The sequence below is a fragment of the Nonomuraea sp. IBHARD001 genome (assembly GCF_056106265.1).
In genome coordinates, this window is the sequence record NZ_JBWBBW010000002.1 from 6,356,767 (window position 1) to 6,381,055 (window position 24,289).

The following is a 24,289-nucleotide window of genomic DNA, read 5'->3' on the forward strand; positions in this document are numbered from 1 at the left end:
AGCACCGCCGACCATCACGTCCTTTTCCTACCCGTTCTCCCACTGCAACCGACACATCGGGTCCCGGCGTCACACATCTTGTCAAAGAAGTCGACAAAGAAAAGTCAAAACTATTAGCGTGAAAGGCAAGCAGATCTCAGCCGCCCTACCGATGAAGGGAAAAACCATGACCATGCGCGCTTTGCTCACATCAGGCGGAGCCCTTGCGGGAGCCGCGCTGATCACGCTCGCGACCCTGGCCGTCCCCCAGAGCGCCTCGGCAGCCGCCGGGCCGCCTCCCGGATGCCAGCGGGGCTACTTCTGCCTCGCCGGCGAGCCCGGCGCCCCGACCAGCTGGTCGACGGCGGGCAACTGGAGTGGCCGGGTCATCGGCGTCTACCTGTTCAACAACGGCTTCCCGCAGGCCGGGGTCGACCACGTCGACGTCACCTACTACCGGGCCCAGGACGGATCCGGCCCCTACACCCGCTGCATGCACTACTACCCGGGCCCCGGCGCCTACGACGCGTACTTCCCCAACGATCCCGTCGAGATCGTGCGGATCCGCTGGCGCGGGGAGTGCTGACCTGAGGTGAGGGACGGGCAGGATGTCCCGGGTGAGCGCAACTGAGTCACCGCAGGACGTCGCCCGTCTGGTCATGACACTGGCCCCCAGGTGCGGGCCGGTCAGACTGGTCGCGGTCGACGGTCCCGCCGGGTCGGGCAAGACGACCTACGCGGGAGCGCTGGCCGCGGCCTTCGGGGGTGCGCAGGTCGTGCACAGCGACGACTTCCCGGTGCCGTGGGAGAAGGGGCCCTCCGGCTGGTTCGCCGCCCTGCGCGAGCAGGTCGTCGAGCCGCTCGCCCAAGGACGGGCCGGGTCGTTCTCGCGCTACGACTGGGTGGCGGGCCGCTACGCCGAGCGCGTCGAGGTGCCGCCCGCGCCCGTCGTCGTCGTCGAGGGCGTGAGCACGGCCAGGCGGTCGGTGGCGCCCCTGCTGACGTACGCGGTGTGGGTCGAGGCCGACGAGCACGTCCGCCTGGCCCGCGTGCTCGAACGTGACGGCCCCGGCCTCGAACCCCGCTGGCGGGCCTGGTTCGCCGCCGAGCGCACCTGGTTCGCCGAGGACGGCACCCGCGGCCGGGCCGACCTGATCGTCAGCACCTAGCCCGGCCGCGGGACGCCCGCGCTCAGACGTCGTCGACCTCGGCCGACGTCCTGCCCCCGGCCAGCAGCCGGTAGCCGGGCCCCCGGTCGAAGAACGGCGAAGGCAGTGCGGCCAGGTCGGCGCGCAGTGCCGCCGTGGCCGCCTCGTCCACGGTCCCGCCCTCCAGCACGACGCCGTAGTCCTCGCGCGCGCCCGACACCGACACCTTGCCGTCGCGCACGTCGGCGGCGACCAGCGCGGGATCGCGTTCGTAGGGCGAGCCCCAGCCGCCGCCCCCGGTCGTGCGGATGCGGATGACCTCGCCCGCCCGTACCGGGAAGTCGTCGACCAGCCCCTCCATCTCGCGCCCTTCGACCTCCACCCGGAAGGGCCGTCCCGCCCGCCCGCCGTTGACGCCCCAGCACGACAGGATCGACCGGTCTGCGATCGACATGTAGGAGGCGTCGCGCGTCATCCTGATGTGCTTGTCGTAGCCGAGCCCGCCCCGGTGCCTGCCCGGCCCGCCCGAGTCCACCGCGAGGCCGAGCCGTTCGACGAGGAAGGGCCAGCGCGACTCGGCGAACTCCACGGGGATGTTGCGCGAGTCGGGCACGACGTGGATGGTGTCCTCGCCGTCGGCGTACCAGCGTCCGCCCGAGCCGCCGCCGAGCACCTCGCGCATGAGGTACGGGCCGTCCTCGCCCTCGCCGTACACACCGGTGTAGCGGATGGTCTCCTGGTCGGCGGGCATGCGACCGCCCGTGGCCTTGGCCAGGACCCCGGCGAGCACGCCGAGCAGGCGCAGGATGACGAACGTACGGGCGTTGGTCGGCGCCGGGAAGATCGGCGTGAGCAGGGTGCCCTTCTCGGGGAAGATCATCTCGATGAGCGGCACCACGCCCTCGTTGACGTCGAGTTCGCCCATGCGTTCGGGCGTGTCGGCGAGGTTGCGCAGGATCGGGGCCAGCCACTTCTTCAGGAAGACGCCGTCGGCGTAGTCGCCCGCATGGTTGATCGGCCCCTTGGCCTGGGCCGAGGTGCCGGTGAAGTCGATGACGATCCGGTCGTCGAGCCTGGTCAGCGTGATGCGCTGGGTGTGCAGGCGCGGCTCGTCCACGCCGTCGTGCTCGGCGTAGTCCTCCCACACGTAGACGCCGGGCGGGATCTTCGACAGCAGTTCCCTGCGGAAGGTCTCGGTCGTCTTGTCGATGACGGCGTCGAAGCACTCCTGCACGGCGCTCCTGCCGTACCGGTCGAACAGTTCGCCCAGGCGGCGTGCGCCCATGAGGCAGGCCGAGCACTCGGCGTCGAGGTCGCCGGCCAGCGAGTCGGGCATACGGGAGTTGCGGGTCATGATGCGCAGGGCGGCCTCGTTGGGCACTCCCCTGTCCCAGAGCTTGATCGGCGGCACCATGAGGCCCTCCTCGAACACACTGCGCGCGTGCGAGGGCATCGAACCGGGTACGGCGCCGCCGATGTCGTCGTGGTGGCCGAAGGCCTGCACGAAGGCGACGACCTCGCCCTGGTGGAAGACCGGCACGGTGACACACAGGTCGGGCAGATGGCCGATGCCGCCCTCCGACAGGTAGACGTCGTTGTGGAAGTAGACGTCTCCCGGGTTCATCGTCTCGACCGGGAAGTCCCTGACGATCGGCTGGACGAGGGCGGAGTAGGAACGGCCGGTCAGCTTGCGCAGCCGCACGTCGTGGATACCGGCCCTGAAGTCGTGGGCGTCGCGGATCATCGGCGAGCGCGCGGTGCGGGCGATCGCGGTCTCGACCTCCTTCTCGACCGAGGCGAGCGTGCCTTCGACGATCTCGACGAGGACGGGGTCAGCCACGACGCACCTCCAGGTTGCCGTAGGGGTCGACGGTCGCGGTGAAGCCGGGGTGCAGCGGCAGTGTGGAGCCGTACTCCTCGATGACGGCCGGGCCGGTGAGCACGGCGCCGGGCGGCAGGCCCGCGCGCTGGTGCACGGGTGTGGGGGCGTGTCTTTCGTCGTAGCAGACGTCCCTGAGCGCCGGTGGCGGCGCGGGCGGGCCCTGCGGTCGGCGCGGGATGACGGGTCTGGTGATCGGGCCGATGCCGGAGACCCTGAGGTTGACCCACTCCACGCCGTGCCTGGGGTCGGCGCGGTAGCCGTAGCCGTAGAGGTTCTCGTGCGCCTCGTGGAAGCGCGCCTCGACGGCCGCGAGCCAGGCGGCGTCGATCGGGCCGGTGGGCGCGTTGACCCTGACCTCGTAGGCCTGGCCGTAGTAGCGCAGGTCGGCGCTGCGGGCCAGGACGTGGTCGGCGAAGCCCTCCCGGTCGAGGGCGTCGGCCGCCTGGGCCTCCAGGTCGGCGTAGACGGCCTCGACGGACGCGGCCTGCGGCGAGCGCGTGACGTGGGTACGCACGTAGTCGCTGCGCACGTCGACGGTGAGCAGGCCGAAGGCCGAGACGTTGCCGGGGTCGGGCGGCACCAGTACGGCCGGGAGGCCGAGGATGTCGATGAGGCGGCAGGCCAGCAGCGGGCCTGAGCCGCCGAAGGCGACCAGCGGGAAGTCGCGCACGTCCAGGCCGCGTTTGACGGTGATCTGCCTGATCGCGTTGCACTGGTTGAACGCGCTGATCTCCAGGATGCCCTCGGCCAGGCGTTCGGCGCTCAGGCCGAGCTTGCCCGCGAGCGCCTCGACGCCCGCGCGGGCCGCGTCGGCGTCGAGGGGGATCTCGCCGCCGAGCAGGTGCGGCGGGATGCGGCCGAGGAAGACGTGGGCGTCGGTGACGGTGACCTCGGTGCCGCCCTTGCCATAGCACAGCGGTCCCGGGTCGGCCCCCGCCGATCGCGGGCCGACCTTCAGCGTGCCTTCGGGCGAGATCCAGGCGATCGAGCCGCCGCCCGCGCCGACCGTGACGATGTCGATCATCGGGATCTTGCACGGGTACCTGCCGATGGCGCCCTCGGTGGTCAGGGTGGGCTCGCCGTCGACGACGACGGCGACGTCGGTCGAGGTGCCGCCGCCGTCCAGGGTGATCACCGAGGGGTGACCGGCGACGGAGGCGATGAGCCCCGCGCCGAGCGCGCCCGCCGCCGGGCCGGACAGCACGGTGGTGATCGGCTGGTGCACCACCTCGCGGGCCGACAGCACGCCGCCGTTGGACTTCATCACCGAGAACGAGCGCCCGAGCCGCTCCGACAGGCCGGCGATGTAGCGGCGCATGGTCGGCTTGACGGCGGCGTCGACGAGCGTGGTGACCGCGCGTTCGTACTCGCGGTACTCCCTCAGCACGTCGCTGGAGAGCGAGACGACGGCGCCGGGGTGCTCGGCGGCGAGCACGTCGCGCATGAGGTGCTCGTGCTCCGGGTTGGCGTAGGAGTGCAGGAAGCACACGCCGATCGCGGTGACGCCCTGCTCCCGGAACCATCGGGCCGCCGCCACGGCCGACGCCTCGTCGAAGGGACGGACCTGGCCGCCCTTGTGGTCGAGCCTGCCGCCCACGGTCCTGACCCTGCTCACCGGTACGATGCGCGGCGGTTTGACCCAGAAGTAGGAGTTGCCGTAGCCGTCGGGCACACTCTGCCTGGCGATCTCCAGCAGGTGCTCGAAGCCTTCGGTGGTGATGAAGCCGAGATCGGCGATGCGGTCTTCGAGCAGTTGGTTGGTGGCCACCGTCGTGCCGTGCACGATCTGGGCGGCATCGGGAAAGCCGATCTTCGTCAGCCCGGCGACGAACCCGTCGGCGGGGTCTGCGGGTGTCGAAGGGGTCTTGGTCGTGAGGATCTCGCCGGTCTGCTCGTCCACCGCGACCACGTCGGTGAACGTGCCCCCGGTGTCGACACCGATACGGACGCTGCGCATGGACACAGTGTCTAATGGCCGCAGCCGTCGCACGGACCGGCGAAACCTGCCGAACACCAGGCGTTCCTTCGGCGAAAGACCGCTAAGCTGGCGGCCCGTGACCGAATTGTCTGCCCTCTCCGCCGTGCCGCCCGGCACACGCGACGGCGTGCTGCGCTTCTACTACGGCCCGATGGACTGCGGGAAGTCCACCCTGGCGCTGCAGATGAACTACAACCATCGCCGCCAGGGCAGACGCGGCCTGGTCCTCACCAAGCACGACCGCTCGGGCGGCCCCAAGGTCACCAGCCGCATCGGGCTCGGTCTCGAGGCCATCGAGGTGGAGGACGGCCTGGACCTGGTGGCGCTGGTGCGCTCGCACGACCGGATCGACTATCTGATCTGCGACGAGGCCTGCTTCTACGCCACCGAGCAGATCGAGCAGCTGGCCTGCCTGGTGGACGAGCACTGCGTCGACGTCTACGCCTTCGGCCTGGCCTCCGACTTCAGGTCGCAGATGTTCCCCGCGGCCCAGCGGCTGTTCGAGCTGGCGGACGAGGTGCACAGGCTGCAGGTGGAGGTGCTGTGCTGGTGCGGGCGTCCGGGCAGGCTCAACGCACGCGTGGTCGGCGGCACGATGGCCCGCACGGGCGAGCAGGTCATGATCGGCGACACCGACGCGTCGGCCGTGCGCTACCAGGTGCTGTGCCGCCGCCACCACCGCGCCGGCGACCTCGGCTGAACACCCGCACGGGTACGGCGGGCGCCGTACCCGTGCGGGTTCGCCTCAGACGGCGCAGTAGCCGTCGTCGTCGCAGCCTTCGCCCTGGCCGGGTGCGGCGGCCAGCGGTGTGATCAGCGGCTCGCCGATGCGCTCGGCGACCTCTTCGAGCGCGGCGAGCAGCGTGTCCTCGGGCTGTGCGCCCGACACCGCGAACTGCCCGTCGAACAGGAAGAGCGGCACGCTGGAGATGCCGAGCGACCCGGCCCTGGCCAGCTCCTCGGTGAGCTCGTCCGCGCCGGAGTCGTCGAACGTGACGCCGACCTCGGCCGCCAGCTTGGCCAGCACGGCCGGGTCGCCCACATTGAGCGCGTCGGTGAAGTGCGCGCGAAACAGCCGCTCGGCCATCTGCTCGCCCAGGCCCTGCGCACTCGCGGCGGCGATGAGCCGGTGCGCCTCAAAGGTGCCCGACGAGATCGCGTGCTCGAAGTCCATGGTCAGGCCGTCCTCGGCCCCGGCCTGCGTCACCTTGGCGGTCATCTGGGCCACATTGCCGCCGAACTTGCGCTCCAGCGCCGCGAGCAGCGGCTCGCCCTCGCCGGAGGCGCCGGGGTTCAGCTCGAAGGGACGCATGGTGACCTCGACCCGCCCGCCCTTGGCCCGGAAGCGCTCGGCGGCGCGGGCGAAGCGGGTGTGGCCGATGTAGCACCACGGACAGACGACGTCGGAGAAGATTTCCACTTTCACGTGTAGGTGCAACCGCCGCGACACATCCGGACATTCCCTAGCCTTCGGCCAGCTCCCTGAGCCGGTGCGGCAGGTAGCCCGAGTCGTCGACCAGCGCCGACACCCCTCGCCACCAGCCGAACCACTCGCCGCTGCGCCACATCCAGTCCACCCGCTCGATGGCGACCACCACGTCGCCGACCGTGCGCCACGGCGAGCCGACCTGCTCGGCCCCGGCGCCGTGGCGCAGCGCCCAGTCGCGCAGGATGAGCACGGCCTCGTCCGGCACCTCGCGGGCGTAGGGGTCGGGGTCCTCGCCGGGCAGCCGGTGCGGGCCGAGCCCGGCGGCCACACCCCAGCTCCACTGCGCCTCGGCCGGGCGGGAGTAGCGCAGCGAGTGGAAGTCGAGGTTGGTGCCCAGGTCTTCGTCGGCCCGGCGCGTGACGACGGCGTCGAGCCTGCCGCCCGCGTCGAACGCCACCACCAGCCGCTGCCCGGCTCCCGCGCCCGGCGGCAGCTTGATGCGGTCCTCGGCCTGCCAGGAGTTGAGGTCGACCTGGTCGCTCGCCGGTCCCCAGGCCGCGTCCGCCGTGTCGTCGGCGATCCAGGCGCCCAGCATCTCCAGCACGGTCAGATCGGTCCACGGCTCGACCGCAGCCGCTCCGGCCAGCACCTCGTCGGGCGAGGGCAGCCTGCCCGCGTGCGGCGTCGCCCACCACTGCTCGCCGAGCTCCCTGGTGCCGACCACGAGTGCGGCCAGCGAGGCGAGTTCGGCCGAGCGTCTGGTGAGGGAGGCGCCGAGCGCGTGCTCGACCGCCTGGGCCGCCCGTTGCTCGCCCAGGGCGTCGCGCGCCTCGTCCACCAGCGTCGCGACCGTCGGGCGCTCCTCGCCCAGCAGATCGTTGATGACTCGTCTGGCCTCGGTCCTTGCGTCTTCCGCGTGTGCCTCCCGCATACCGCCACGCTACGCCGTAGATCCCCCCGGTTACATCTTGTACGGTGAACCTGTATGGCGATACGGTCGAGCCGCCGTCAGGGTTCCCACCTGCGGATGTTCAACTGGTGCCGTCAAGGAGGTGCTGATGCGGCTGACACCGGCCGAGCAGGACAGGCTGCTGCTGTTCACCGCGGCCGAGCTGGCCAGGTCACGCAGGGCCAGAGGCCTGGCGCTGAACGTGCCCGAGGCCAGCGCCCTGGTGGCCGACACCGTGTGCGAGGCGGCCAGGGACGGGGCCAGGCTGGCCGAGGCGATCGAGGCGGGCCGCTCGGTGCTCGGGCCCGGCGACGTGCTGCCGGGAGTCGCCGACATCGTGGGCGAGATCACGGTCGAGGCGGTGTTCGCCGACGGCACCAGGCTGGCCGTCGTCACCGACCCGTTCGGCGCGACCGCCTCGCTCGGCGACGACGCGCCCGGCGCGGTCCTGCCCCGCAGGCGGGAGCCGCCGCCGGAGGAGCCCGCCGTACGACTGCGCGTGGTCAACACCTCGCAGGTGCCGATCGGCGTCACCTCGCACTTCCACTTCTTCGAGGTCAATCCCCGGCTGTCGTTCGACCGGGCCGCCGCCTACGGCATGCGCCTGGCCGTGCCCGCCGGGTCCACCGTGCGCTTCGACCCCGGCGTGCCCGTGACGGCGCCGCTCACGCCGATCGGCGGGGCGCGCACGGTCATCGGGTTCGCCGGGCTGATCGACGGCCCGCTCGACGCGCCCGGCGCCAGGGAGGCGGCACTGCGCAAGGCCCGCGCCTGCGGGTACGAGGGAGCATGATGAAGGCACGTGACCGCATCGCCGTACACGGCCCGAGCACCGGCGACCGGGTGCGTCTTGGCGACACCGGGCTCGTCGTCGAGGTGGAGTCGGACTCCCAGCTTCCGGGGTCGGAGTTCCTGGCCGGGTTCGGCAAGACCGCGCGCGACGGCCTGCACCTCAGGGCGGCCTCGATCGGCGCCACCTGCGACCTGGTGATCAGCAACGTCCTGGTCATCGACGCCGTGCTCGGCGTGCGCAAGGTCTCCATCGGCGTGCGCGAAGGCCGCATCCATGCCGTCGGCAGGGCCGGCAATCCCGACACGCTCGACGGCGTCGACGTCGTGACCGGCACCGGGACCGCGATCGTCTCGGGCGAAGGCCTGATCGCCACCGCCGGGGCCATCGACACGCACGTGCACCTGCTCTCGCCGAGGATCATGGAGGCGTCGCTGGCGTCGGGCGTGACCACGATCATCGGCCAGGAGTTCGGGCCGGTGTGGGGCGTGGGCGTGAACTCGCCGTGGGCGCTGCGCCACGCCTTCAACGCCTTCGACGCCTGGCCGGTCAACATCGGCTTCCTGGCCAGGGGGTCCTCCTCCGATCCCGCTCCGCTGCTGGAGGCGCTCACACTGGGCGGCGCCTGCGGGTTCAAGGTGCACGAGGACATGGGCGCGCACACCCGGGCGCTGGACACCGCGCTGCGCGTGGCCGACGAGCACGACGTGCAGGTCGCCCTGCACACCGACGGGCTCAACGAGTGCCTGTCGGTCGCCGACACGCTGGCCGTGCTCGAAGGGCGCACGATCCACGCCTTCCACATCGAGGGCTGCGGCGGCGGCCACGTGCCCGACGTGCTGCGCATGGCCGGGGTGGCCAACGTCATCGGCTCCTCGACCAATCCCACGCTGCCGTTCGGGCGCGACGCGCTGGCCGAGCACCACGACATGATCATGTCGGTGCACGGCCTCAAGGCCGACCTGCCCGGCGACGCCGCCCTGGCCCGCGACCGGATCAGGGCGGGCACCATGGGCGCCGAGGACGTGCTGCACGACCTGGGCGTCATCGGCATCACCTCCTCCGACGCCCAGGGCATGGGCAGGGCGGGCGAGACCGTGCGCCGCACCTTCCAGCTGGCGGGCAAGATGAAGGCCGACACCGGGGGCGGCGAGGCCGGGCACGACAACGAGCGCGTCCTGCGCTACATCGCCAAGCTCACCGTCAATCCCGCCATCGCGCACGGCCTGTCGCACGAGGTCGGCTCGATCGAGGTCGGCAAGCTGGCCGACATCGTGCTGTGGGACCCGGCCTCGTTCGGCGCCAAGCCCAGACTGGTGCTCAAGGCCGGATTCCCCGCCTGGGGCGTCACCGGCGACCCCAACGCCTCGACCGACACCTGCCAGCCGCTGGTGTACGGACCGCAGTTCGGCGGGCACGGCGCCACCGCCGCCGACCTGTCGGTGGCCTTCGTCAGCCGGGCCGCGGCCGAGGGCGGCGACGCGCTCAGCACCAGGCGGCGGCGCGTCGGCGTGCGCGGCACGCGCGGCATCGGCCCCGCCGACCTGGTACGCAACGCGCGTCTCGGCGAGGTGCACGTCGATCCGCGCACCGGCCTGGTCACCCTCGACGGCGAGCCGATGCGGGCCGCACCCGCCGACTCCGTCTCGCTCAGCCGCCTGTACTTCCTCTGACGCCGCCTCTCACCCTTGTGGAGCTCCACCATGACCCCTGCCGCCGACGGCCTGCGCATGCCCGCCGAGTGGGAGCCGCACGAACGCACCTGGATGGCCTTCCCCACCGCCAACACGACCTTCGACGGCCCCGAGGCCCTGCACGAGGCCAGGTCGGCGTGGAGCGCGGTCGCGGGCGCTATCGCCGCGTACGAGCCGGTCGTCATGGTGGCCGACGTGGGTGAGGGCGCGCTGGCGCGTACCTATCTCGACCCCTCGGTGGGTGTGGTCGAACGGGAGATCGACGACGCCTGGCTGCGCGACAGCGGGCCCACGTTCCTGTCCGGCGGCGCCGCGGTGACCTGGGTGTTCAACGGCTGGGGCGCGCAGGAGTGGGCCTCGTGGGAACGCGACGCCACGGTGGGCGCCGAGGTGAGCGCGCTTGCCGGGGCCAGGCGTTACGCCAGTGCGATGGTCAACGAGGGCGGCGGCATCCACGTCGACGGCGAGGGCACCGTCCTGCTCACCGAGACCGTGCAGCTCGACCCGATGCGCAACCCCGGCTGGACCCGCGAACGCGTCGAGGCCGAACTGCGCGCCTTCGTCGGCGCCACCGCCTTCGTGTGGCTGCCCCGCGGCCTGAGCGCCGACTACGGCAGGTACGGCACGCGCGGGCACATCGACATGGTCGCCGCCTTCGTCCGCCCCGGCCTCGTCGTCGCCCACAGCCAGCCGGACCCCGCCCATCCCGACCACGAGGTGTGCAAGGAGAACATCGCCCTGCTGCGCGCCTCCAAGGACGCCAAAGGCCGCACGCTGGAGGTCGTCGAGCTCCCTGCCCCCCGCACCACCGAGCTGAACGGCGAGCCGGTCGACTACACCTACGTCAACCACTACCTGGCCAACGGCGCCGTCATCACCTGCGCCTTCGCCGACCCCCACGACGACCAGGCCGCCGCCCTGCTGTCCCGCCTCCACCCCGGCCGCGCCGTACGCCCGATCGACGCCCGCCCCCTCTTCTCCGGCGGCGGCGGCATCCACTGCATCACCCAGCAACAACCGGCACGCTAGCCCTCCCCCTCCCCCGCCCGCACCCCGAGCAGCCCCCGCAGTGCCGGGCCGAGAAGGTCCTGGTCCTTGAGGGCCGGGTCCGCCAGGGCCGTGGGCATGCCGAAGCCGTCGAGGAGGGCGAGGATCTGGCCGGCCAGGTCGGTGGGCGGCGCGGTGGTGGTGAAGGTGGAGGCGGACTGGCCTCGGGCGACGATCGAGGCCAGGAAGGCACGCCAGTCGGCGTAGTCGCGCAGGAACTCCTCGCGCCATTCGGGGTCGCGCAGGGCCCAGCGCCAGGACTCCACCCAGACCCGCCAGCCTTCGCCCGCCCCGGTGACGTGCCGGGCGACGGCCAGCAGGTCGGCCCACGGGTCGTGCCCGGTGACGAGGTCGCGCGCGGTCGCGAGGTCGGTGGCCGCCGCGTGCCTGAAGGCGGCGACGAGCAGGTCCTCCCGGTTGCCGAAGTAGTACTGCAGCGTGCTCACCGGCACGCCCGACACCTGCGACACGTCGGCGAACCTGGCCGACTCGGCCCCGCGTTCGGCGATGACCCTGGCGGCGTGTCCCAGGACGTCCGCGCGGCGACGCCCGGACCTGCGCGCTTCTGGCTTGTGCACGTCCCCGTGTCTATCACGCTTGACGACTGCGCACCCATTGCAACATCCTGTCGCATATAGGTAAGCCTTACCTAATGGAGGGGATGGCATTGGCAGATCTCGGCACGATCCTGCGACCGGTGCGCGGCCGGCTCGTCCTGGCGGGCGGCCTGCAGCTCGTCGCCTCGGCCGCCTCGCTCGCGCCCTATGTGATGGTCGCCGAGCTGGCCCGCGAACTGCTGCGCGCCGGACCACCCGACACCGGGCGGATATGGGCGCTGGTCGGCATCGCACTGGCCGGGCTCGTCGTCCGCACGATGGCGATGGGCGCGGCCTCCTCGGTGACCCACCTGGCCGATGTCGAGCTCCAGCTCCACCTGCGGCGCGCGATCGTCGCCAGGCTCGGCCGGGTACCGCTCGGCTACTTCACCGGCAGAGGCTCGGGCGAGGTCAAGAAGGCCGTGCAGGACGACGTGCACGCCCTGCACCACATGGTCGGCCACGCCGTGCTCGAACTCGTCTCGGCGATCGTCGTGCCGGTGCTCACGCTGGCCTACCTGCTGTGGGTCGACTGGCGGATGGCGCTGATCACCGCCGCGACCCTGCCGATCTACCTGGGCGCCTACGCCGTCATGATGCGCGGCTATGTCGGCAAGATGGCCGACATCAACGCCGCCACCTCACGCATCAACACCGCGGCCGTCGAGTTCGTCCAGGGCATCGCGGTCGTCAAGACGTTCGGCCAGTCGCGCAAGGCGCACCGCCGTTTCGCCGACGCCGCCGACGACTTCTCCCGGGGCTTCCGTACCTGGGTCGAGCCGATGACCAGGCTGGAGGCCGCCGCGCAGAACGTCATCGCGCCCGTCAGCGTGCTGCTCGTCGTGCTGGCCGCGGGCACCGCGTTCGTGTCGGCGGGCAGCCTCGCCGCCGTCGACGTCCTGCCCTTCGCCCTGCTCGGCCTCGGCCTCGGCCAGCCCGTCATGACCCTCGGGTACGGCATGCAGTCGGCGCAGGAGGCCTCGGCAGCCGCCTCCAGGATCGCAGGCGTGCTGGCCACCCCCCAGCTGCCCGAACCCGTCACGCCGATCGTGCCGCAGGGCCACGGCGTGCTTTTCGACCGGGTGAGCTTCGCCTACGACGGCGTCAACGAGGTGCTCAGCGACATCACCCTGGAGTTGCGCCCCGGCACGGTCACCGCGCTCGTCGGGCCTTCGGGCTCGGGCAAGTCCACCATGGCCAGGCTGCTGCCCCGCTTCTGGGACGTGAGCTCCGGCTCGCTGTCCATCGGCGGCGCCGACGTCACCCGGATCGGCGGCGAGGCGCTCCACCGGCTCGTCGGCACGGTCTTCCAGGACGTGCGGCTGCTCGACATGAGCGTGCGCGACAACATCCGCCTGGGCAGGCCGCAGGCGAGCGAGGCCGACGTGGCCGCCGCCGCCCTTGCCGCCCAGGTGCCCGACCGCATCCTCGGCCTGCCGAGCGCGGCGGGCCTTTCGGGCGGCGAGGCCCAGCGCGTCAGCATCGCACGCGCCCTGCTGGCCGACACGCCCGTCCTCGTGCTCGACGAGGCGACGGCCTACGCCGACCCGGAGTCCGAGGCCGCCATCCAGGACGCCCTGTCCACGCTGGTGGCCGGCCGTACCGTGCTGGTCATCGCGCATCGGCTGCACACGATCACCGGGGTGGACCGGGTCGTGGTGCTGGACGGCGGGCGGATCGTGCAGCAGGGGCGGCACGAGGAGCTGGTCGCCGTGGACGGGCTGTACCGGCGGCTGTGGGACAGGGCGAACGTCAAGGAGGAGGCACGATGATCCGCATGCTGCTCGGGGTGAGCGACGCCGGCCGTACCCGGCGGTATCTCGCCGCGCTGGTCGCGCTCGCGGTGGCGCAGGGGCTGGCGTTCACGCTGATCGTGCCGGTGCTCCAGGCGCTGTTCGCCGGTGATCCCGCCGCCGCGTGGCCCTGGCTGGGCGCGCTGGCCGTCGCGGCGCTGGGGTGCGCGCTCCTGCAGTACGTCCAGGCCGTCATGGGGTTCTCCGTCGGGCTCGATCTGTCGCGCAGCCTCTACCACCAGCTCGGCGACCATCTGGCGGCGCTGCCGCTCGGCTGGTTCGACACCGACCGGGTGGGCCGGATCGGCAGGCTGGTCACGCAGGGGGTGCGGGCGGTCATGGGGGTGCCCGCGCATCTGCTGCAGCCGCTGGTCACCTCGTACGTGACGCCCGCGACCGTCGTCGTGGCCGCTTTCGCCTTCGACCGGCGGCTCGGGGCGGCGCTGCTGGTCGCCGGGGTGGGCCTGCTGTTCACCTACCGGCTCACCGCGGGGCTGACCGAGCGCATCGACCACGAGGTCGAGGCCGGGATGTCGGAGGCGGGCGGCAGGGTCGTGGAGTACGCGCAGGCGCAGGCGGTGCTGCGCGGGTTCGGCCACAGCGGCGCGTCGGCCGCCGAGCTCGACGCCGCCCTGAAGCGCCAGCACCGGGCCAACCGCCGCTCCATCACCAAGGTCGTGCCCGCGCTCGGGCTCAACGCGCTGGCCGTGCAGGCCGCCTACACGGTGCTGCTCGCCCTCGGCGTCTACCTGACGCTCGGCGGCGACCTCGGGCCCGCCGAACTGGTCGCGCTGCTGGCGCTCGCCACCAGGTTCACCGAGCCGATGTCGCTGGCCGCCGAGCTCGGCGGGGCGCTGCGGGTGGCCCGCAACAACCTGGGCCGTTTCGACGAGATCCTGTCCACACCGCCGCTGGCCGAACCCGCCGCGAGCGCCGCCGCCCCCGAAGGCGCCGCCGCGCTGGAGTTCGACGGCGTCACCTTCACCTATCCGACGGCCTCGGCTCCGGTGCTGCGTGAGGTGTCCTTCCGGGTGCCCCGCCGTACGATGACCGCCCTGGTCGGGCCCTCCGGGTCGGGCAAGACGACGATCACCCGGCTGGTCGCCCGCTTCTTCGACACCACCGAAGGCGTCGTACGCGTCTCGGGCGTGGACGTGCGCGACCTGACGACCGAGGACCTCATGGCCCAGCTCTCCCTGGTCTTCCAGGACGTCTACCTGTTCGACGACACCATCGAGGAGAACATCCGCCTGGGCCGCCCCGGCGCCACCACCGAGCAGGTACGGCGGGCGGCGGCCCTGGCCAGGGTGGACGAGATCGTCGAACGCCTGCCCGACGGCTGGCAGACCCGGGTCGGCGAGAGCGGCGCCGCGCTGTCGGGCGGCGAGCGCCAGCGGGTCTCGATCGCCAGGGCCATCCTCAAGGACGCCCCGATCGTGCTGCTCGACGAGGCCACCGCCGCGCTCGACCCCGAGAACGAGGCCGCCGTCACCGCGGCGCTGCGCGCTCTCACCGCCGACCGCACGCTGCTGGTCATCGCACACCGCCTGGACACCGTGCGCGCGGCCGACCAGATCCTCGTCCTGGACGAGGACAGGGTGGCCGAGTCGGGCAGGCACGAGGACCTGGTGGCCGCCGGCGGGCGTTACGCCGAGTTCTGGCGCGAGCGCAGCAGGGCGGGAGGCTGGCGCCTGGTCGGTTCCTGAGCACGTCGTCGCTGGAGATGGCCGTCGCTTGGGATGATGGACGGATGAACGGACCACCTGCGCGCTCCGGGCCGAGACCGGGGCGGCGGCCCTCCTTCACCGTCGGCGACATCGCCGAGGCCGCGCTCGCCGTGGGGTTCAAGGACCTGACGATGACCGCGGTCGCCGACCGGCTGGGCGTGCGGCACTCCTCGTTGTACCGGCGGGTGGCGGGCATCGACGACCTGGTGGTCGCGGCGATGGACCTGGCCGTGACCAGGGCCGAGTGGCCGCAGCCCGGCTCCGACTGGCGGGCCTTCCTCGAACGCACGGCCGAGGTGCTGTGGGAGCTGTTCGCCGCCTACCCGGGCATGGCCGGGCGCATCCGTGACGTCGCCAGGACGCCTCCCGCCGTGATCAGGGTGTTCTTCTCGGCCGCACGCGCCCTGGCCGGTTTCGGCTTCGCGCCGCACGTCGCGGTGCTCATCGTCGACACGGTCGCCGACCTGACCGAGGACACCTTCGTCGGGGCGCAGCAGCTGGCCGAGCAGCCGCTCATCGCCGAGCTCAGCCGCAGCTGGGTCGGCGAGGAGGGCGACGAGGAGTTCGCGCGGATCGTCAGGCAGGCCATCGAGGGCGACCCGCACGACTGGTTCCGCAGGAAGCTCGCCCTGTTCCTCGACGGCGCCGCCACCAGGCTCGGCTGAGCCGCCGGCCCCGCGTATCCGGCCTTTCCCCGCGTGATATCGGCGCGATAACCGATCAATACCCCTGATTCCTACGCTGAGCCCGCCTCGCGGCAGCGAGCGCATGCTCAAAGGGGAACACGAATGGGGCACACGGGGTCAGCGCGCCCGACCAGGCGCGCTCGGCGGACGACGATGCGGCACATCGCGGCGGGGCTGGCGCTCACGCTGGTGGCCGCCCTGATGGAGGGCGCACCCGCGCCGCCCGCGGCGGCGGCCACCGCGCCGCAGCCGAAACCGAAGGCGGCCTGCGCCGTGGAGCGGCCCGACGTGGTGTCGGCGCTGACGACGGCCCGGCTGTGCGGCAAGAAGGTCGAGGTCACGGGGCTGACCTCCGAGTCCTTACGCGTGCACGCCAACCCGGAGGGCACACTCACGGCCGAGCAGCACGCGGGCCCGGTCAGAGTGCGCCAGGGCGAACGCTGGAGCGACGTCGACCTGACGCTCACCAGGACCCCCGACGGCGCCGTACGCCCGAAGGCGCACCCCCGCGGCCTCAGGCTCGCCGGGGCCGGGCAGGCGGGCGAGCACGAACTGGCCGTGGCCGAAGGCCAGGACGGCTCGGTCGCGATGCTCTGGCAGGGCGCGCTCCCCGAGCCCAGGCTCGACGGCGCCAAGGCCACCTACCCCGAGGTACGGCCGGGCGTCGACCTGATCGTCGAGGCGACGCCGACCGGGTTCGAACAGTTCCTCGTCGTCAAGAACCGCGCGGCGCTCGCCCAGGTGCGTTCGACGCCGCTGTCGCTGCGCCCCAAGGGCTGGAAGGCCGTCGCCGAGAGCGGCGGCGGCCTGCGCTTCACCGACACGGCCGGACGCGTCGTCGCACGCTCGCCGCAACCGCTGATGTGGGACGCCGCACGCGACCCCGCGACCGGCGCGCCGACCAGGGTGACGGCCGTGGCCACGAAGACGGCCGGGCTGCGCGCCGCGCCCGGCGAGCGGCTGCTGACGCCGGACGCCGGATGGCTGGACGCCGCCGAGCGCCTCTTCCCCGTCGTCATCGACCCGCAGGTGACGATCGGTCCCTCGTTCGACACCTACGTGCGTTCCAACGAGGACCACGACAGGTCGGGCATGAACCACCTGCAGATCGGGCGTACGACCGGCGACCCGCTGTGGATCTCGCGCTCGTTCCTGCACTGGAACACCGCGCCGTTCGCGGGCGGCCAGGTGGCCTCCGCGACCTTCCACTTCCTCAACTGGTACTCCACGACCTGCGCCCAGACCGGCTGGGAGCTCTGGTCGGTCGGCGCTTTCGACGCCTCGGTGCGCTGGAACAGCCAGCCCGAGTGGCGCCACCGCGAGGCGACCTCGTCGCAGACGAAGGGGTTCAACGCCTCCTGCGACGACGGCTGGGTCACGGTCGACGGCAGGGCGTTCCTGCAGCGTGCCGCCGACGAGCGGGCGCCCGTCGGCTACATGGGGCTGCGGGCCGCCGACGAGTCCAGGACGGACTCGTGGAAGGAGTTCCGCTCGGCCAACGCCGCGACGAGTTCGGCCTACCCCTACGCCACCGTGACCTACTCGGCCGCCCCGCAGGTCTCCTCGCCCTCCACCAGTCCGACCACCACGTGTGCGACCGGCGCGGCCAGGCCGTACCTGACCTCGCGCACGCCGCAGTTGCGGGTGGCGGTCAGTGACGCGGAGGGCGCGGCGTCGGAGGTCGTGTTCGAGTGGCGGGTGCCCGGCGGGCAGAGCAACCTGGGCGAGGGCAGGGTCACGGGCGTGCCGTCCGGCACGGTCGCGGCGCTCACCGTGCCGCAGGGCCAGTTCGCCGAGGGCGGCGTCTACGCCTGGCGGGCGCGTGCCTCCGACACCGTCGGCGCGGGCGCGTGGTCGCCGTGGTGCGAGGTCGTCGTCGACGCCACCAAGCCGGGAGCGCCTTTCGTCTCCTCCGGCGACTACCCGGCCGACGGCAGGTGGTACGGCAAGGCCGGGCAGGCGGGCACGTTCACCTTCACCCCGGCCACGGCCGACACCGACGTGGTCGCCTACAGCTACCAGCTCGACACCGACGCGGCTCCCAAGGAGAGCACCACCACCACTGTCGTCATCACGCCGGGCGAGGAGGGCCACCGGACGCTGACCGTCAGGGCCAAGGACCGGGCGGGCAACCTGTCCGACAACGCCGCCGTGCACAGGTTCTCGGTCGGCAGGGCCGGGCTCTCGCAGCCCGACATGGGCGCCACCGTCGTCAAGCGCATGAAGATCGCCGTCGACCGCAACGACGCCGCCTACACCCGGGTGACGCTGCAGTACCGGCGCGGCCCCGGCAGCGTCGAGCACGACATCCCGCTGGCCAACCTGCGCAAGGCCGACGGCTCCCCCGTGACGTCGGCCCGCACCGACCTGGACGGCCTGGGCGGCCACGCCACCTGGAACGCGCTGGAGACGCTCGGCTCGACCGGCGGCGTGGTGGACGTGCGGGCCTCCCTCTACACGGCGTCGGACGCCGATCCCGCCTACGCCACGGCCTGGGTGCGCACGATCGTCGACCCGAACGGCGACGGCGCCGCCGCCACCGAGGTCGGGCCCGGCTCGGTCAACCTGCTGACCGGCGACCACTCCGTCGACGCCACCGACGTCGACGAGCTCGGCCTGAAGGTCTCGCGCCTGGCCTCATCGCGTGAGGCGGCCGACGGCTGGATCCCGCAGGGCGAGCGGCTGAGCCCCAACCAGCGGCAGGTCTCGGCCGACACCGCCGGGTTCGACGCCCAGGGCACCGCCGTACTGGCCAGGGCGACCACGCGGGGGCAGGGGGCCAGCACCGACTCGCTGGAGATCACGCCGGTCAACGCCAACGGCGACACCTTCGCCGCGCTGGGCGGTGACGTCGGCGGGCTGCGGCTGGCGATGAAGCCGGGACGGCGCTACCGGGCGACGGCCTGGATCTACGTGCCCGCCGAGAGCGGCCTGGCGCTCGGCATGGGCAACAGGGGCCAGCGCATCGTGGGCTTCTACCGCGACGCGGGCGGCTACCGCGAGGTGGCGGGCAGGCGGGCGGCGTGGACGGCCGGATGGCAGGAGCTCTCGGTCGACCTGCAGATCCCGCAGGGCGCGAGCGAGGCGTTCTTCCGCCTCTACAACGGCGCGGCCGGAGGCTCGGGCAAGAAGGTGTACTGGGACAACATCTCGGTCAGGGAGGTCGTCGCGCCCTTCGGCCCGCAGTGGCGTGGCGGCGCGAGCGACGGCGTCGCCGACGTGGAGTACGCCTCGCTCGACTTCCCCGAGCCGGAGATGGCGAGTGTCACCACCGTCGGCGGCGGCTCGATCACCTTCTCCCGCAACGCCTCGGGCGCGTTCTTCCCCGAGCCGGGCGCCGAGGAGCTCACGCTGGCGAAGGTGAGCGACACCGTCTACCGGCTGACCGAGCTGGACGACGTCATCACCGAGTTCACCAAGCAGGGTGAGCGCTTCGTCGTCACCTCCACCTGGACCAGGGAGTCCGCCACCACCTCGCGCTACCTGTACGACACGAGCGACAACCGCTCCCTGGTCAAGCGGGTGATCAACCCGCAGGAGCCCGGCGTCGGCGACTGCGCGACGCCGGTCCCGGCCAGAGGCTGCGAGGTCCTGGAGTACGACTACGCCACCGCCGACACCGCGACGGCCACCACACCGGGCGACCGGGTCGACCAGATCAGGGCGGTGAAGATCTGGACCTGGGACCCGCAGGCGCAGGCCATGAACGCCGTCGAGGTCGCGCGCTACGCCTACGACCAGCAGGGCCGCCTGCGCGAGGTCTGGGACCCCAGGCTCGCCCAGGCCCTGAAGAACAGCTACGACTACGACCACGCCGGTCGCGTGGTGAAGGTGTCGGCGCCGGGCGAGCTGCCGTGGATGTTCGACTACGCGGGCACCGACGTCGACGTCCCGGCCCTGCGCTGGAACCTCGACGAGGCCACGGGCGTGACCGCGTCCGACGCCTCGGGCAACGGCCGCACCGGCACGTTCACCGGAGGCGGGCGCTGGGAGGCGGGCGACGACCCGGCCGATCCCGGTGACACCGGGGCCGGGTTCACCGGCGCGCACCCGCAACAGCTGGCCGCATCGGGACCGGCCGTGCCCAGCGACAGGTCCTTCACCGTCTCGGCCTGGGTGCACCCGACCGACAGCGCCGTCACGCGTACCGCGCTGTCGCAGGACGGCGCCAGGACCAGCGGCTTCTTCTTCAACCTGATCCCGTCGCTGAACCGCTGGGCCTTCTCCATGGTCTCGGCCGACAACGAGGCCGCCACCCCGATCCGCGCCCTGTCGGCGAGCCCGCCCGTGCTCGGCGCGTGGACCCACCTGACCGGCGTGTACGACACCTCGGCCGGCCAGCTCCGGCTGTACGTCAACGGCGTCCTGCAGTCCAGCACCGCCTACGCCTCGGCCTGGAACGCCACCGGCCCGTTCGTGGTCGGCCGGGCCAAGTGGAACACCTCTACCAACACCAACCTGTGGCACGGCGGCATCGACGACGTGCGCGTCTACCCCAAGGCGCTGTCGGCCGCCCAGATCACCGACCTGGCCCGCGACGAGCAGGCGGGCAAACTGCTGCGCGTACGGCGTGCCGCACTGGCCGCGGGCTCGGCCGACCAGGTGGACGGCGAACTGGCCACCACGATCGTCTACGGCGTGCCGCTGACCAAGGGCACGGGCGGCCCGCACGACATGGACCACGCCGCGATCTCGGCGTGGGGGCAGAAGGACCTGCCGACCGACGCCACCGCGGTGTTCGGCCCCGAGACCCCGCCGTCGGTCAGCTTCGCCACCGCCTCCGCACCCGGAACGGGCGGCTACGGCCCCGCGACCGTGCACTACCTGAACGCGTCGGGCAAGGAGGTCAACACCGCCACACCCGGCGGCCATGTCGACACCAGTGAGTACGACCGCTTCGGCAATGTCGTGCGCACGCTGGAGTCGACCAACAGGGCGCTTGCCCTGGGCACACTGCCGGGCGCGGCGCAGAACGCGGCCGAGCTGAACCTGCCCGCCGACCCGGCCACCAGGGCCCACCTGCTGTCGACGCACAAGACCTACAGCGGCGACGGCCTCGACCTGCTGGAGACGCTCGGCCCGCTCACCCGCGTCGTGCTGGAGGGCGGCCTCACCGACCCGGCGGGCGCGCGCCCGCCGCTGGCGCCCGGCGCGACCGTGCTGGCCAGGGCGCACGAGAGCAACACCTACGACGAGGGCAGACCGGACGGCTACGCCTACCATCTGGTCACCACCGAACGCGACGGCGCCAGGGTCGAGGGCTACCCGGCCGACGCCGACGTGCGCACCGTGCGGCACGCCTACAACGCCGAGAAGGGCGGCACGTCGGGCTGGCGGCTGAAGCGGGCGACGTCCTCGACGACGGCCGCGGGAACCGTGCACGTGGTCTTCGACGACGCCGGGCGCGCCCTGCGGTCGTGGGGCCTGGGCGCCACCGGCGACGACGCCAGGACCAGGAGCACCGTCTTCTACACCGCGGGCGCCAACCCCGACGACGCCGCGTGCGGCAACCGCCCGGAGTGGGCGGGCCAGCCGTGCGTGACCAAGGCGGCGGGCACCGCGACCGGGCACGACCCCGCCAGGATGGCGGCCGATCTGCCGCTCAAGCGGGTGGAGTCCTACACCAGGTTCGGCGAGCCGTCGTCGGTCGCGGAGACGGCCGCGGGCCGTACGCGGCGCAGTGTCACCACCTATGACGGCAGCGACCGCATCGTCAAGCTGGAGGTCACCTCCGACGACGGCGTCGCCGTCGCCCCCGTCACGACCGAGTTCCACCCGCTGACCGGCGACGTCGTCCGTACCACGATGGGGTCGGACTCGATCACCCGCGCCTACGACAGGCTCGGCCGTCTCGTCTCCTACACCGACGCCGACGGCGGCGTCACCCGCAACGAGTTCGACAGGTACGGCAAGCCGTCCAAGGTGATCGACCCGACCGGCTGGTCCACCTTCGGCTACGACAGGGGCGTCGAGCCGCGCGGCCTGCTCACCTCGGTCACCGACTCCGTCGCCGGGACGTTCGGCGCGCGCTACTCCCCCGACGGCAAGCTGACCGAGCTGAAGTACCCGGGCGGCGTCACCAGGACCGACCGGCTCGACTCCGCGTTCACGCCGGTGGAGCGGACCTACACCCGCGACTCCGACGGGCAGACGCTCTACGCCGAGTCGGTGGTGGAGAACGCGGCCGGCCAGTGGGTGTCGCACACCTACACGGGGGCGAGCAGGCGCTACGGCTACGACGCGCTCGGCCGGTTGACCGCCGTCGAGCACACCAATGCGCTGGCGGCCTGCACGACCAGGACCTACTCCTACGACCAGCGCTCCAACCGCGAGCGCAAGCAGGTCCACCTCCCGGCCGCCGACGGGGCCTGCCAGCGTGAGAGCGCCGAGCCCGGCGCGACGCACACCTACGACACCGCCGACCGGCTGACCGATCCCGGCCACACCTACGACGCGTTCGGCCGCACGCTCACCCTGCCGGGCGGGCTGAGCACCTCCTACTACGCCAACGACCTGGTGGCCCAGCAGCGGCTCGGCGACACCCGCCGGTCCTGGACGCTCGACCCGGGGCACCGGTTGCGCGCCTTCAGCACCGAACAGCTGTCAGGCGGGCAGTGGGTCAACGCCTCCGGCAAGCTGAACCACTACGGCGACGACTCCGACGAGCCGCGCTGGATCGTCGAGGACGTCACGCTCGGCAGTGTGACCCGCATGGTCAGCGGCCCCGACGGCGACCTGGTGGCCACCACCTCCGCCACCGGGGACGTGCGCCTGCAGCTCGGCAACCTGCACGGCGACGTCGCCCTCAGCATCGACACCGGCCTGACCACCCCCGAGGCCTACGACCACGACGAGTTCGGGATCGCGGCCGAGGGCCAGCCGGACGTCAGGTACGGCTGGCTGGGCGCCAAGCAGCGCTCGGGCGAGGCGCTCGGCGACACCGTGCTGATGGGGGTACGCCTCTACAGCCCGGCGCTCGGGCGCTTCCTGCAGCCGGACCCGGTGCCGGGCGGCGGGTGCACGACCTACGACTACGTCTGCCAGGACCCGGTCAACCAGTTCGACCTGGACGGGCGCTGGGGCTGGTTCAAGAAGGCCCTGAACGTCGTGGCGAAGGTCGCCGAGATCGCCGCCTACATTCCCGGGCCGATCGGGTCGATCGCGGCGGGCATCTCGGCCGTCTCCTACGCCGCCACCGGCAACTGGGCCAAGGCGGGCGAGATGGCGCTGGTCGGCGCGGCCAACCTGGTCGGCGCCGGAGCCGCGGTCAAGGTCGGGTTCGCGGTGGCGCGCGGCGTGGCCAGAGGCATGGCGCGCGGCGTCGTCAGAGGAGTCGTCCGAGGCGGCGCCAAGGCGGTCTCGCAGGCCCGCAAGTCCTTCCGCGTCGTCCAGGCGACCGGTTCGCGCTATGCGAGCAAGGTCTCCTCCTGGGCCAGATCGTGCACCGTGGGCAACTCCTTCACCCCGGAGACGCCCGTCCTCATGGCCGACGGCACGTGGCGGCCGATCGGCGCCGTCCGGACGGGCGACCTGGTCCTGGCCAAGGACCCGGCGACCGGCACGACCAGGCCGAAGCCCGTGCTCGACGTCATCGTCGGACAGGGCGCGAGACGCCTGATCGAGATCGACACCGACGCCTCGGCCGCCAACGGCCGCCTGCTGGCGACCGAAGGCCATCCGCTGTACGTCTCGGGCGCCGGGTGGATGGACGCCGACGGCGTCAGGCCCGGCGACCTGCTGGTGTCGCAGGACGGGCGGACCCGGCCGGTCGTGCGGGCCGTCGACCACGGGCTGCTGGACGCGCAGGTCGTGTTCAACCTCAATGTCGCCGACCTGCACACCTACATCGTCGAACTCGACGGCGACGGGGTGCTGGTCCACAACAAGTCGTGTTCCAGCAAGACCGCCAAGACGTGGCAGGCGGCCAAGGCGATGGCCCAGCGGCTGGCCCAGCGCACACGGGGCGGCTCCTACCGGGGCCCGTGCTCATCCGGTGACCACTACCACTGCGACATCAGGAACCGCAGCGGCGTCGTCGTGCACACCATCCATGTGAGATGGCAGAACAAGACGGTCAGACGCCGGTTCTGAGCCTTCCGCGGGTGGCGGGGCCCTCGGGGTCCCGCCACCCGCACGCCTTTACAGTGGAACCGAGGAAAGGCGGCAGCGATGGCACGTCGCAGGCGCGACGAACGCCGGCACCCGACGTTCGCCGAGATACTCAAGGAGAACGCGGCCTCGTCGGGCGACCCGCTCGACGGCCGCTCCCGCGACCGCGTCGTCGGCCGCGACCTGTGGGACGCCGAAGGCAGGCACTGGCACCTGTCGTCCGCCCTCACACCGGCGGCGGCCGAACGCCTGCTGCACGACCCCGGCGTCCAGGTGGGCGAGCTGTGGTCGGGCGCCAGGACCCTGCGCTGGCTGGGCGACATGCCGGACAGGGCGGGCTACTGGGCCCGCATCAGCCCACGCCTGCTGCCCGCACCCGAGGCATACGACCCCGCGTGCGGGCTGGCCTACGTGCCCGAACTCTGGACACGCCCGAACGGCGCCTCGACCCTGCTGGTCCAGGTGTACTGCTGAGCCGCGCG

The 24,289-nt window shown here is 72.4% G+C and carries 16 protein-coding genes; 11 read left to right on the forward strand and 5 right to left on the reverse strand.

The features are described 5' to 3' along the window. Positions 1-166: 166 nt before the first annotated feature. Both ACTWNK_RS30920 and ACTWNK_RS30925 read left to right on the forward strand, forming a co-directional pair. Positions 167-565: a hypothetical protein gene (locus ACTWNK_RS30920; RefSeq protein ID WP_474308298.1), complete on the forward strand. Its 399-nt coding sequence runs from the start codon at positions 167-169 to the stop codon at positions 563-565. Positions 566-596: 31 nt separating this feature from the next. After that, positions 597-1,148 carry a uridine kinase family protein gene (locus ACTWNK_RS30925; protein ID WP_474308301.1) on the forward strand — a complete coding sequence of 184 codons (552 nt, stop codon included), beginning with the start codon at positions 597-599 and terminating at the stop codon, positions 1,146-1,148. A gap of 22 nt (positions 1,149-1,170) precedes the next feature. Here ACTWNK_RS30925 and ACTWNK_RS30930 read toward each other — a convergent pair whose 3' ends face one another. Further along, entirely contained in the window at positions 1,171-2,967 is a 1,797-nt protein-coding gene (locus tag ACTWNK_RS30930) for a hydantoinase B/oxoprolinase family protein (RefSeq protein WP_474308303.1), read from the reverse strand. Continuing rightward, positions 2,960-4,966 carry a hydantoinase/oxoprolinase family protein gene (locus tag ACTWNK_RS30935; RefSeq protein ID WP_474308305.1) on the reverse strand — a complete coding sequence of 669 codons (2,007 nt, stop codon included), beginning with the start codon at positions 4,964-4,966 and terminating at the stop codon, positions 2,960-2,962. Before ACTWNK_RS30935 ends, ACTWNK_RS30930 begins: the two co-directional genes overlap by 8 nt. 97 nt (positions 4,967-5,063) lie before the next feature. On the opposite strand from ACTWNK_RS30935, the gene ACTWNK_RS30940 reads away from it, so the two are divergent. Continuing rightward, positions 5,064-5,687 carry a thymidine kinase gene (locus ACTWNK_RS30940; RefSeq protein ID WP_474308307.1) on the forward strand — a complete coding sequence of 208 codons (624 nt, stop codon included), beginning with the start codon at positions 5,064-5,066 and terminating at the stop codon, positions 5,685-5,687. Positions 5,688-5,732: 45 nt separating this feature from the next. Here ACTWNK_RS30940 and ACTWNK_RS30945 read toward each other — a convergent pair whose 3' ends face one another. Together ACTWNK_RS30945 and ACTWNK_RS30950 are read right to left on the reverse strand one after the other, a co-directional pair. Then, entirely contained in the window at positions 5,733-6,413 is a 681-nt protein-coding gene (locus tag ACTWNK_RS30945; RefSeq protein ID WP_474308309.1) for a DsbA family oxidoreductase, read from the reverse strand. A gap of 37 nt (positions 6,414-6,450) precedes the next feature. Then, a complete protein-coding gene (locus ACTWNK_RS30950; protein ID WP_474308311.1) occupies positions 6,451-7,347 on the reverse strand; it encodes a hypothetical protein in 897 nt (298 codons plus the stop codon). A gap of 127 nt (positions 7,348-7,474) precedes the next feature. Here ACTWNK_RS30950 and ureA point away from each other — a divergent pair, with 127 nt between their 5' ends. From ureA to ACTWNK_RS30965, 3 genes are read left to right on the forward strand one after another with little or no spacing between them, the layout of a single operon-like run. Next, positions 7,475-8,158, forward strand: coding sequence for an urease subunit gamma (gene ureA, locus ACTWNK_RS30955; protein ID WP_474308313.1), 684 nt, complete (start codon positions 7,475-7,477; stop codon positions 8,156-8,158). Beyond that, positions 8,155-9,828 carry an urease subunit alpha gene (locus tag ACTWNK_RS30960; protein WP_474308315.1) on the forward strand — a complete coding sequence of 558 codons (1,674 nt, stop codon included), beginning with the start codon at positions 8,155-8,157 and terminating at the stop codon, positions 9,826-9,828. Before ureA ends, ACTWNK_RS30960 begins: the two co-directional genes overlap by 4 nt. Before the next feature lie 30 nt (positions 9,829-9,858). Further along, positions 9,859-10,878: an agmatine deiminase family protein gene (locus tag ACTWNK_RS30965; protein WP_474308317.1), complete on the forward strand. Its 1,020-nt coding sequence runs from the start codon at positions 9,859-9,861 to the stop codon at positions 10,876-10,878. Here ACTWNK_RS30965 and ACTWNK_RS30970 read toward each other — a convergent pair. Beyond that, entirely contained in the window at positions 10,875-11,474 is a 600-nt protein-coding gene (locus ACTWNK_RS30970; RefSeq protein ID WP_474308319.1) for a TetR/AcrR family transcriptional regulator, read from the reverse strand. The two genes, ACTWNK_RS30965 and ACTWNK_RS30970, sit on opposite strands and share 4 nt — an antisense overlap. 83 nt (positions 11,475-11,557) lie before the next feature. Here ACTWNK_RS30970 and ACTWNK_RS30975 point away from each other — a divergent pair, with 83 nt between their 5' ends. The 5 genes from ACTWNK_RS30975 to ACTWNK_RS30995 all read left to right on the forward strand — a co-directional run bounded on the left by ACTWNK_RS30975 (position 11,558) and on the right by ACTWNK_RS30995 (position 24,281). Then, a complete protein-coding gene (locus tag ACTWNK_RS30975) occupies positions 11,558-13,264 on the forward strand; it encodes an ABC transporter ATP-binding protein (RefSeq protein WP_474308321.1) in 1,707 nt (568 codons plus the stop codon). Then, complete coding sequence (locus ACTWNK_RS30980; RefSeq protein ID WP_474308323.1) at positions 13,261-14,991, forward strand: ABC transporter ATP-binding protein; 1,731 nt, start codon at positions 13,261-13,263, stop codon at positions 14,989-14,991. The genes ACTWNK_RS30975 and ACTWNK_RS30980 overlap by 4 nt, the downstream gene beginning before the upstream one ends. Positions 14,992-15,035: 44 nt before the next feature. After that, a complete protein-coding gene (locus tag ACTWNK_RS30985) occupies positions 15,036-15,677 on the forward strand; it encodes a TetR/AcrR family transcriptional regulator (RefSeq protein WP_474308325.1) in 642 nt (213 codons plus the stop codon). Positions 15,678-15,851: 174 nt separating this feature from the next. Next, on the forward strand, positions 15,852-23,789 hold the full coding sequence (locus ACTWNK_RS30990) for a LamG-like jellyroll fold domain-containing protein (RefSeq protein WP_474308327.1): 7,938 nt from the start codon (positions 15,852-15,854) through the stop codon (positions 23,787-23,789). 78 nt (positions 23,790-23,867) lie between these two features. After that, positions 23,868-24,281, forward strand: a complete 414-nt coding sequence (locus ACTWNK_RS30995) for a hypothetical protein (protein ID WP_474308329.1) — start codon at positions 23,868-23,870, stop codon at positions 24,279-24,281. Positions 24,282-24,289: the final 8 nt, after the last annotated feature.

Excerpts from the sequence above, each read along its gene's own strand:
- ACTWNK_RS30920 (WP_474308298.1), top strand. The coding sequence starts at position 167 with ATGACCATGCGCGCTTTGCTCACATCAGGCGGAGCCCTTGCGGGAGCC.
- ACTWNK_RS30935 (WP_474308305.1), bottom strand. The coding sequence starts at position 4,966 with ATGCGCAGCGTCCGTATCGGTGTCGACACCGGGGGCACGTTCACCGAC.
- ACTWNK_RS30950 (WP_474308311.1), bottom strand. The coding sequence starts at position 7,347 with ATGCGGGAGGCACACGCGGAAGACGCAAGGACCGAGGCCAGACGAGTC.
- ureA (WP_474308313.1), top strand. The coding sequence starts at position 7,475 with ATGCGGCTGACACCGGCCGAGCAGGACAGGCTGCTGCTGTTCACCGCG.
- ACTWNK_RS30960 (WP_474308315.1), top strand. The coding sequence starts at position 8,155 with ATGATGAAGGCACGTGACCGCATCGCCGTACACGGCCCGAGCACCGGC.
- ACTWNK_RS30965 (WP_474308317.1), top strand. The coding sequence starts at position 9,859 with ATGACCCCTGCCGCCGACGGCCTGCGCATGCCCGCCGAGTGGGAGCCG.
- ACTWNK_RS30975 (WP_474308321.1), top strand. The coding sequence starts at position 11,558 with ATGGCATTGGCAGATCTCGGCACGATCCTGCGACCGGTGCGCGGCCGG.
- ACTWNK_RS30980 (WP_474308323.1), top strand. The coding sequence starts at position 13,261 with ATGATCCGCATGCTGCTCGGGGTGAGCGACGCCGGCCGTACCCGGCGG.
- ACTWNK_RS30985 (WP_474308325.1), top strand. The coding sequence starts at position 15,036 with ATGAACGGACCACCTGCGCGCTCCGGGCCGAGACCGGGGCGGCGGCCC.
- ACTWNK_RS30990 (WP_474308327.1), top strand. The coding sequence starts at position 15,852 with ATGCGGCACATCGCGGCGGGGCTGGCGCTCACGCTGGTGGCCGCCCTG.
- ACTWNK_RS30995 (WP_474308329.1), top strand. The coding sequence starts at position 23,868 with ATGGCACGTCGCAGGCGCGACGAACGCCGGCACCCGACGTTCGCCGAG.